The following is a 7,763-nucleotide window of genomic DNA, read 5'->3' as shown; positions in this document are numbered from 1 at the left end:
TCCACGGCTGGTCATAGGACTCGATCAGATTGACGCGAAACTTCTGCGCCTTCGCCAGGCTCAGGATTTCCGAGACGACGCGCGCCTGGTTGGTGCGCGACGGCAGCGCGCCGTCGCGCATGCGGCCCTCGCTCGGCCAGCCGGTTTCGCCGATCAGGATCTCCTTGCCGGGAAACGCCACCGCCATCCGCTCGCGGATCGTCTCGACATGGGCGCTGGCGAATTTCGCCTTCACCGGGAAATCCTCCCAATAGGGCAGGATATGGATCGTGACGAAGTCGACCGCGTCGTAGACTTCGCGGTTCTTCAGCCAGTACTCCCACACATCGGCATAGGTGACGGGCACGCGGACCTGCGGCTTCACCGAGCGGATGATCGAGACGAGATCGGCCGTCGTCATCTCGCCGCGCAGCAGCACCTCGTTGCCGACGACGAGCGCAGTGATGATGTCGGGGAACTCCTTGGTGAGGCGAACGGCGAGCGCGACCTGTTCAAAGTTCTTGGTGCGGTTGCTGGAGAGCCAGATGCCCTGGAGCACCTTGAGCCCGCCGACCTTGGCGGCGATCGCCGGAACCTGGTCGAGACCGTTTTCCATCGAATAGGTGCGGACGCAGTCGGTGATCTCCTTGAGCTGGCGCAGGTCCTGCTCGATCTGGTCGGCCTCGATATGGGTCCATGCGTCCAGCGGCGACTGCTCGCCGCGGAACGGCGCATAGGAGACGCACTGAACCTTGTCGGCGGGATCGATCGGGGCGCGCGCGAGCGTGATTGGCGTGGCCAGCCACCACCACACGGCAGCAATCGCACCCAGTGAAACGAGCAGCAGCGCCAGTGGCGTACGAAGTGAAATCGGTTCCGTCCTCCGCGAAGCGCCGTCGATTACCTGCTCGCGCGCCATCTGCCAAGGGGGGTGGTTCGAAGCGGATCCTTCCCTCCCCCAAGGAATTTACCTGCGGCCGTTCGACAGAGGCCTAGGATCGTGACTTTGCTGGACAAAATTCGAAATACAGGTCATGCAACTCGCCGGGAATTTTCCGCCGCATTGGAGACCCATTTGGACGCCATCACCGGCGCGTCCGCGGGATCCTGACGCGGGCGGTCAGCGGAGAAGTTGGGGAATTCATGCGGCAACGGGTGCGTCAGTCACGAAATGCGGTCCTGCGGCAGTTCGCCGCCACCTTGGCCGTCACCTCTCTTCTGGCCCTGGCTGGTCTCGGTGGCGCCTCCGCCCAGAGCGGCACGCCCGCCCCCGATCAGGGCAAGGCCGCCGCCCAGCCCGCCGACGCTGCCGCCAAGGACGCCGCCCAGAACCAGCGCCGCACCGACGAGTTCGCCGAAGCCGCCCAGGTCATCAACGGGCCGGCCGGCAACCCCGAATGCGTCTGGCTCGGCCGACGCGTGGTGCGGCTGATGTGGCGGGACGACCTCGATACCGCGTTCCGTCATCTCGACCTCTACGACCGCTTCGGCTGCCCCGGCGGCCACATCCAGGCCGCCTTCCGCTGCCTGACCCGCTTCGGCGGCCAGATCGATCCCAAGGTCGCCGAGACCTTGGACAGCCGCGTGCATGCCTGCTGGATCAATCCGGCCTCCCAGCCGCAGCAGGCGGCCGCCCAAGCCTCCCAGCCGGCAGCGCCGACATCAGGCAATGCGCCGGCACCGCAGCCCGCCGCGAGCCCCTCGCCTGCGGCAAGTCCGACGCCGGCGCCCCAGAAATAGAAGCGGGTCGCTTCAGCCTCCGTTCAGGAATGATCGGCCAAAGAAACGATTGGCACTGCCGCGCGTTTTTCGAAAAAGGCCATGCCCTCGTAAGGACATGAGGCCATGACAGTTGTGAAACCGCGCGGCAGAGGTATGCTCCATTTGCCGCGGACTCGGTCGGATCTCGGGGTCGGATCCGCTGCCCTGCCACCTCAGCCCCTTTTGGTTTAGCCGCGATGCGCGTTGTCGCCGCCGTTCTGTTGCTCGTGTCAGTGCTCCACGCGGGCATCTGGGGAGTCTTGCGCGACAGGGAACCTGCGCCCGACTTCAGGGGGCTGCTCCCCAGCGTCTCCTACGCGCCGTTCGAAGGCTCGGCCCACCCCGACATCGACAACATCCCGACGGTGGAGAAAATCCGCGCCGACCTGAAGACGCTGTCGACCATGACGCGCGCGATCCGCCTCTATTCGTCGACGGGCGGCGTGGAACTGGTGCCGCCGATCGCGGCCGAGTTCGGCCTCAAGGTCACCGTCGGCGCCTGGATCGACAGGGACAAGGATCGCAACGAGCGCGAGATCAAGGCCGCCATCGAGCTTGCCCGCAAGAACAGCAACGTGAACGGCGTCGTCGTCGGCAACGAGGTGATCTATCGCGGCGAGCAGAAGGTCGAAGACCTCATCGAGATGATCAAGCGGGTCAGGAGCGCGGTCCGCGTGCCTGTGACCACCGGCGAGATCTGGAACATCTGGCGCGATAATCCGGAGCTCGCATCCAACGTCGATTTCATCGCCGCGCACGTGCTGCCCTACTGGGAAAACTTCCGCTCGGACCAGGCGGTCGACCAGGCCGTCGACCGCTACAACCTGCTGCGCAACCTGTTCCCGGGCAAGCGCATCGTGATCGCCGAGTTTGGCTGGCCGAGCGCGGGCTATAATTTGCGCAACGCCGACCCCGGCCCGTTCCAGCAGGCGCTGACCTTGCGCAACTTCGTCAGCCGCGCCGAAGCCATTGGCATGGAATACAACATCGTCGAGGCGATCGATCAGCCCTGGAAGTTCTTCGAAGGCGGCGTCGGTCCGTACTGGGGCATCCTCAACGCCAGCCGCGAGCCGAAATTCGCCTGGACCGGCCCGGTGGAGAATCCTGACTACTGGAAGCTGATGACGATCGCGCTGCTGGTCGGCGTGCTCCTGTCGCTGCCGATCCTGCGGCTGCAGCAGCCGACCGCCAAGCAGGCGTTCCTGCTGTCGGCGACCGCCAACGGCGTCGGTGCCTGGGCCGCCACCGTGTTCGCGTTCTGGAACGGGCACTATTTCATCTTCGGCTCGGCCTTCGCGCTGACGCTCGGCATGATCCTGCTTGTTCCGCTGGTGCTGATCGCGATGGCGCGCATCGACGAGATCGCAGCCGTGGCCTTCGGCCGGCCGCCGCAGCGCCTGCTCGCCAAGGGCAAGCCGGTCGAGAACGTTCCCGAGAATTACTACCCGAAGGTCTCGATCCACATCCCGGCCTACTTCGAACCGGTCGAGATGCTCAAGCAGACGCTCGATGCGCTGTCGCGGCTGAACTACCCGAACTACGAATGCGTGGTCATCATCAACAACACGCCGGATCCCGCCTTCTGGCAGCCGATCCAGGACCATTGCCGCGCGCTCGGCGAACGCTTCAAGTTCATCAACGCCGAGAAGGTACAGGGCTTCAAGGCCGGCGCGCTGCGCATCGCGATGGACCGCACCGCCGTCGATGCCGAGATCATCGGCATCCTCGATGCGGACTATGTCGTCGACCCTGACTGGCTGAAGGACCTCGTGCCGGCTTTCGCCGACCCGCGCGTCGGCCTCGTGCAGGCGCCGCAGGAGCATCGCGACGGCGATCTGTCGATCATGCACTACATCATGAACGGCGAATATGCCGGCTTCTTCGACATCGGCATGGTCCAGCGCAACGAGGCCAACGCCATCATCGTGCACGGCACGATGTGCCTGATCCGCCGCGCCGCCATGGACATGGCCGGCGGCTGGTCGAGCGACACGATMTGCGAGGACTCAGATCTCGGCCTTGCGATCCAGGAACTCGGCTGGGTCACGCATTACACCAACCACCGCTACGGCCAGGGCCTGCTGCCCGACACCTACGAGGCCTTCAAGAAGCAGCGTCACCGCTGGGCCTATGGCGGCCTCCAGATCGTGAAGAAGCACTGGCGCCACTTCCTGCCCGGCCGGAGCCGGATGACGCCGGACCAGAAGCGCGAATATGGCCTCGGCTGGCTGAACTGGCTGGGCGCCGAAAGCCTCGGCGTGGTCGTGGCGCTGCTCAACCTCGTCTGGGTGCCGATCGTCGCCTTCGCCGACATCGCCATCCCCGACAAGATTTTGACGCTGCCGATCATCGGCGCCTTCGTCGTCTCGCTGGCGCATTTCCTGTCGATGTACCGCGCGCGCGTCGCGATCAAACCCGGCCAGATGCTGGGCGCGATGATCGCGGCGATGAGCGTGCAATGGACGGTGTCGCGCGCGGTGGCGCAGGGACTGATCACCGAGCACATCGCGTTCGCGCGCACCTCCAAGGGCGGCCTGTCCAGGATGTCGATCGAGTTCCAGGCGTTCTGGGAGGCCGTGATCGGCGCCCTGCTGCTGATCGGCGCCGGCGTGCTGATCGCCTCCAACAGTTTCAGGCAGATCACCGAGATCTACATCTTCGCCGGCGTGCTGGTGCTGCAAAGCCTGCCGTTCCTGGCGGCGGTCGCGATCGCCATCCTCGAGCTCAGCCGCATCAACTCGTTCCAGTTCTGGCGCGACAGCGCGATCCGCACCGCCGAGCTGATCGGCCTGCGCCCGGTCGCACTGCCGACCCCCGCCGGCACGTCGCAAGCCGTGCCGAACGAGGTCCGGCGCGAGGCGAACTGACGGTACGAACGGCCTGYCGGCGCGGGTGAAACCTCCGCGCCGACAAGCCACCGGCGCTGTTCGGCGTGGATAGCGGCCGCCAATCGGGATGAAAATTCCGGCTTAAGCTGCGGACACCGCGAGCAAATCCCCGCTCCTGCCAAGAGTTTCGGCAACCACCCGCGCTATTGACCTCAGCGCCCCATCCCCCTACACAGCGCGGGCCGAAAGCATGATCCGGAAACAGCCGGTTTTTCCCCGCGACGCGAGCTTAAGCGCAGCGGCAAGACATGCTTCTCGAATGTCCGAAGACGATGKCGATCTCTTGAAGCCATCAGCGGCCATGGGAGCGCGTAGCTCAGCCGGTAGAGCACGTGACTTTTAATCACGGGGTCCTGGGTTCGAGCCCCAGCGCGCTCACCAAGCCGACATCTCACCCGCGATGGCCGGCCGGTCAAACTCTCGCTTAGCGACATGCGCTCGAACGGCGTTCGCGCCCCAAGCTTGATCTCGAAAATGCCTCGGGCCGCAGCGGTTCCCTGTTGCGGCCCTCCCGAGCCGGGCAGCCCATCACGGATAACGCCTCGGTGAACGAAACCGTTTACCGCATCACGCGAAGCACTCAGGAAACAATCCGCGCCCAGTCTCCCGTCATTCACGAGGGGATCTCAAAATGATCGTTCTCAAAGTCTTTGCGGTTGTTGTTGGAGCTGGCATCCTTTTCACGATGTACTCAGGCGACCTGGGCGCCGACGTCGTGCTCGCCATCATGGCCTGCTTGGCATAACCAGAAGACCCGCCAGCGTGAGCTGGAAGGTCAGTCATCCCAAGCGCCTTGCCTGGCCCTATCCTCAGCTTTCCGGAGCTGAAACCGTAGCCGGCGTACTCAGCGGAGCTCCTCCCACCGAAACAGGCCCAACGGATTGCGGTTGCCGGACCATCCGTTTGCGCATCGCTGCGGACAGTCCATAGCGAGCATTCGCCCTTCGGATGGAGGACGTGACGTCGGACATCATTGCGCCTTGCAGCGAGTCGACCTTCGCAATGAGCGTGGACAATTGCGAAGATATCTTCCTCACATCGACCCGTTCGTCCGTGATGCTCTGTCGCAGCGACAGGAGCACCATTGAGTCCTGCTGCAGCAGAGCCGCATTTTGCTGCAAGGCCTGGCTGTTCTCCTGCAGCGACGCCGTGTGTTGCTGCTGGGCCGACTGGATATCCTTCAAGGCCGCGACAACCGGATCCGGTTTTGGCGCAGCAGCGTCCCGGTGCGGAAGCAGTTCGGCCAGACTGCCGATATTCAGCGACGAAAAATCGGATGGCGACGTATAGATCGCCGCCGAGCCGTTGATTGCGAGGGCGCACACCGACAATATCAGGAGCGATTTCCGGCCGGACTGCTTGATCGGTGCTGGAGCTTCCGCGGCTGCGGGCTCGGATGCTGCTGCGGCGGCTGCAAGTGCTGCAGGGTCGAGTTGTTCGACGAGGCCTGGCGCTTCGAATGTCGTGGTCACGTGTATCGACCTCAAATGAGCGAGCAAAAGGAAGCCGTCGCCGAAACGTCCTCGCGACGCCTCCTTTACGCAGCACCCATCTACACAACTGTCTCAAATTGTGGGCTTTTTGGATTAATTCCACGTTAGCGGCAGGGCTGGCTGGCAGGCCCGGCCACCCCGGCCGATTACGGGGTCCATGCGATGGAACGGGTCATGGAGGACCGGCATCGAAGCGCCACAAAGCCGCGAGACAACACCCTCAAACAGTGTAAGATTCAGCAAAACAGGAGGGAGCGGCATGTTTGAAATCAACGGTTTCGACACGGCAGGCGTCGTCAGCCTGAAGCGGCTGTCACTCGCGGCCGCCCTCAAGAAGGCCAGAGAGCTCGTCGAGGACGGGTGCTGGGACGTCCAGATCGTTGATCCGACCGGCCGCGTATACACCTCGTTTGAGGAGCAGGCCGCCTAGCCACTCCGCCTTCGCTACCCGATGGCACGAACCGGCGCTCAACGCCGGCGCGCCGCGCCGTTGCCAATCGACCCATTTGGGAGCACGCTCTCTCCAGGCGCTGAAGACGCCGCACGGGAGAGAGACATGAAGGAAACGGGCCTGGATGGCCGCCATCGGGACAAGGATGGCGGGATCAGCAAGAAGCACGGCAACACGCTGGTTGGCACGTTGCGCAAGATCTACGGCAAGGGTTTTGCGGCCGGCTATCCCGATGCGACCCAGCTCAGCGAGGTCCTGCTTCAGTTGAACGAGACGTCGCTGAGCCAGCTGCGCCGCGATCACGATACCGGGCATTTGGGACACAAGATCGATCACGCCTTGAAGTGACGGGCTTCACTTGGGTTACGGTGAAGTGCACTGTCACCGTAACTTGAGCGGCGATGGAATCACTCCTCCCTTGAACCGGAGAAAGCTACCGCCAGATTTCGGATAGCGACGCACGAAAGGCGTGGAGCGGTTTTCCGAAGACCGGAGGAAATTTGATCATGCGCACGATGCTGGTCATATTCGCCTTGCTCGCAACGGGGACCGCCGCCGTCGCCGGCTCCGCTGCTCCCGTCTCGTATGATTACCCCTGGTGCGTCTATGGTGGCGAACTCGGCCCTTCCGGCGACTGCTCTTATGAGACGAGAGAGCAATGCCTGGCGTCCGCGTCGGGCCGGTCGAACGTGATATGTTCGGAAAACCGGCGCCTTCTATTCCGGCAGCAAAGTGTGCAACAGCCTCAGGCACCCCGTAGTCGTTGATAGAGATCGCAGGCCCGCCAGCATGAACCGGCGGGTCCAATTTGCCGCTCGATGAACTACGGTGACAGTGCACCTGACCTTGTAGCGCTCGTCGCAATTGCCCAGGTGGGGCGCCATTCGGGTTGGGGCCTCGCTCAGCGTATTTTGTGCACTGTCACCTGATGCGGCCATTCCGGCGCCGTGAACGCTGATCGTTGGCCGGATGAGATGCGACTGTCCGACATCGAGTCACGTTGCATCTGCACCGCTTGCGGCAGGCGCGGCGGCGAGGTTAGACCAGCCTTCGATGATGAACGACGGCCCCGGCCATGGGGGCATTCGGGGTGTGGGAGGCCGGGGCCGCTGGAGGTGCTTGGCCCCTTGGGGAAGGCCTGGCGCCCGTAGCCTAGGATCATTCGGCGATCCGTTCTGTTCGCTTTCGGAC

The 7,763-nt window shown here is 63.9% G+C and carries 7 protein-coding genes and 1 tRNA gene; 6 read left to right on the top strand and 2 right to left on the bottom strand.

Features of this window, described 5'->3' with window-relative positions:
- The coding region (locus tag AC1D00_RS17310; RefSeq protein ID WP_477011502.1) for a glycoside hydrolase family 17 protein at positions 1–898 on the bottom strand (898 nt) is incomplete at its 3' end.
- A 224-nt stretch (positions 899–1,122) separates the two neighbouring features.
- Here AC1D00_RS17310 and AC1D00_RS17305 point away from each other — a divergent pair.
- From AC1D00_RS17305 to AC1D00_RS17295, 3 genes are all read left to right on the top strand, one after another.
- Complete coding sequence (locus AC1D00_RS17305) at positions 1,123–1,719, top strand: beta-1-3, beta-1-6-glucan biosynthesis protein (RefSeq protein ID WP_477011501.1); 597 nt, start codon at positions 1,123–1,125, stop codon at positions 1,717–1,719.
- A gap of 218 nt (positions 1,720–1,937) precedes the next feature.
- Positions 1,938–4,607, top strand: coding sequence for a glycosyltransferase (locus AC1D00_RS17300; protein ID WP_135175333.1), 2,670 nt, complete (start codon positions 1,938–1,940; stop codon positions 4,605–4,607).
- 326 nt (positions 4,608–4,933) lie between these two features.
- Positions 4,934–5,009 (top strand) — tRNA-Lys (locus tag AC1D00_RS17295).
- Between the two features lie 428 nt (positions 5,010–5,437).
- Here AC1D00_RS17295 and AC1D00_RS17290 read toward each other — a convergent pair.
- On the bottom strand, positions 5,438–6,106 hold the full coding sequence (locus AC1D00_RS17290; protein WP_477011503.1) for a hypothetical protein: 669 nt from the start codon (positions 6,104–6,106) through the stop codon (positions 5,438–5,440).
- A gap of 274 nt (positions 6,107–6,380) precedes the next feature.
- Here AC1D00_RS17290 and AC1D00_RS17285 point away from each other — a divergent pair, with 274 nt between their 5' ends.
- From AC1D00_RS17285 to AC1D00_RS17275, 3 genes are all read left to right on the top strand, one after another.
- A complete protein-coding gene (locus AC1D00_RS17285) occupies positions 6,381–6,551 on the top strand; it encodes a hypothetical protein (protein ID WP_167770913.1) in 171 nt (56 codons plus the stop codon).
- A gap of 126 nt (positions 6,552–6,677) precedes the next feature.
- A complete protein-coding gene (locus AC1D00_RS17280; RefSeq protein WP_135175332.1) occupies positions 6,678–6,920 on the top strand; it encodes a hypothetical protein in 243 nt (80 codons plus the stop codon).
- A 158-nt stretch (positions 6,921–7,078) separates the two neighbouring features.
- Entirely contained in the window at positions 7,079–7,339 is a 261-nt protein-coding gene (locus AC1D00_RS17275) for a DUF3551 domain-containing protein (protein ID WP_135175331.1), read from the top strand.
- Positions 7,340–7,763: the final 424 nt, after the last annotated feature.

This window comes from Bradyrhizobium sp. P2_E8 (assembly GCF_056403875.1).
This window is presented reverse-complemented; position numbering and strand designations above follow the sequence as displayed.

Bases quoted from the DNA above. Each gene is read 5' to 3' on its own strand.
- AC1D00_RS17305 (WP_477011501.1), top strand. From the start codon at position 1,123: ATGCGGCAACGGGTGCGTCAGTCACGAAATGCGGTCCTGCGGCAGTTC.
- AC1D00_RS17285 (WP_167770913.1), top strand. From the start codon at position 6,381: ATGTTTGAAATCAACGGTTTCGACACGGCAGGCGTCGTCAGCCTGAAG.
- AC1D00_RS17280 (WP_135175332.1), top strand. From the start codon at position 6,678: ATGAAGGAAACGGGCCTGGATGGCCGCCATCGGGACAAGGATGGCGGG.
- AC1D00_RS17275 (WP_135175331.1), top strand. From the start codon at position 7,079: ATGCGCACGATGCTGGTCATATTCGCCTTGCTCGCAACGGGGACCGCC.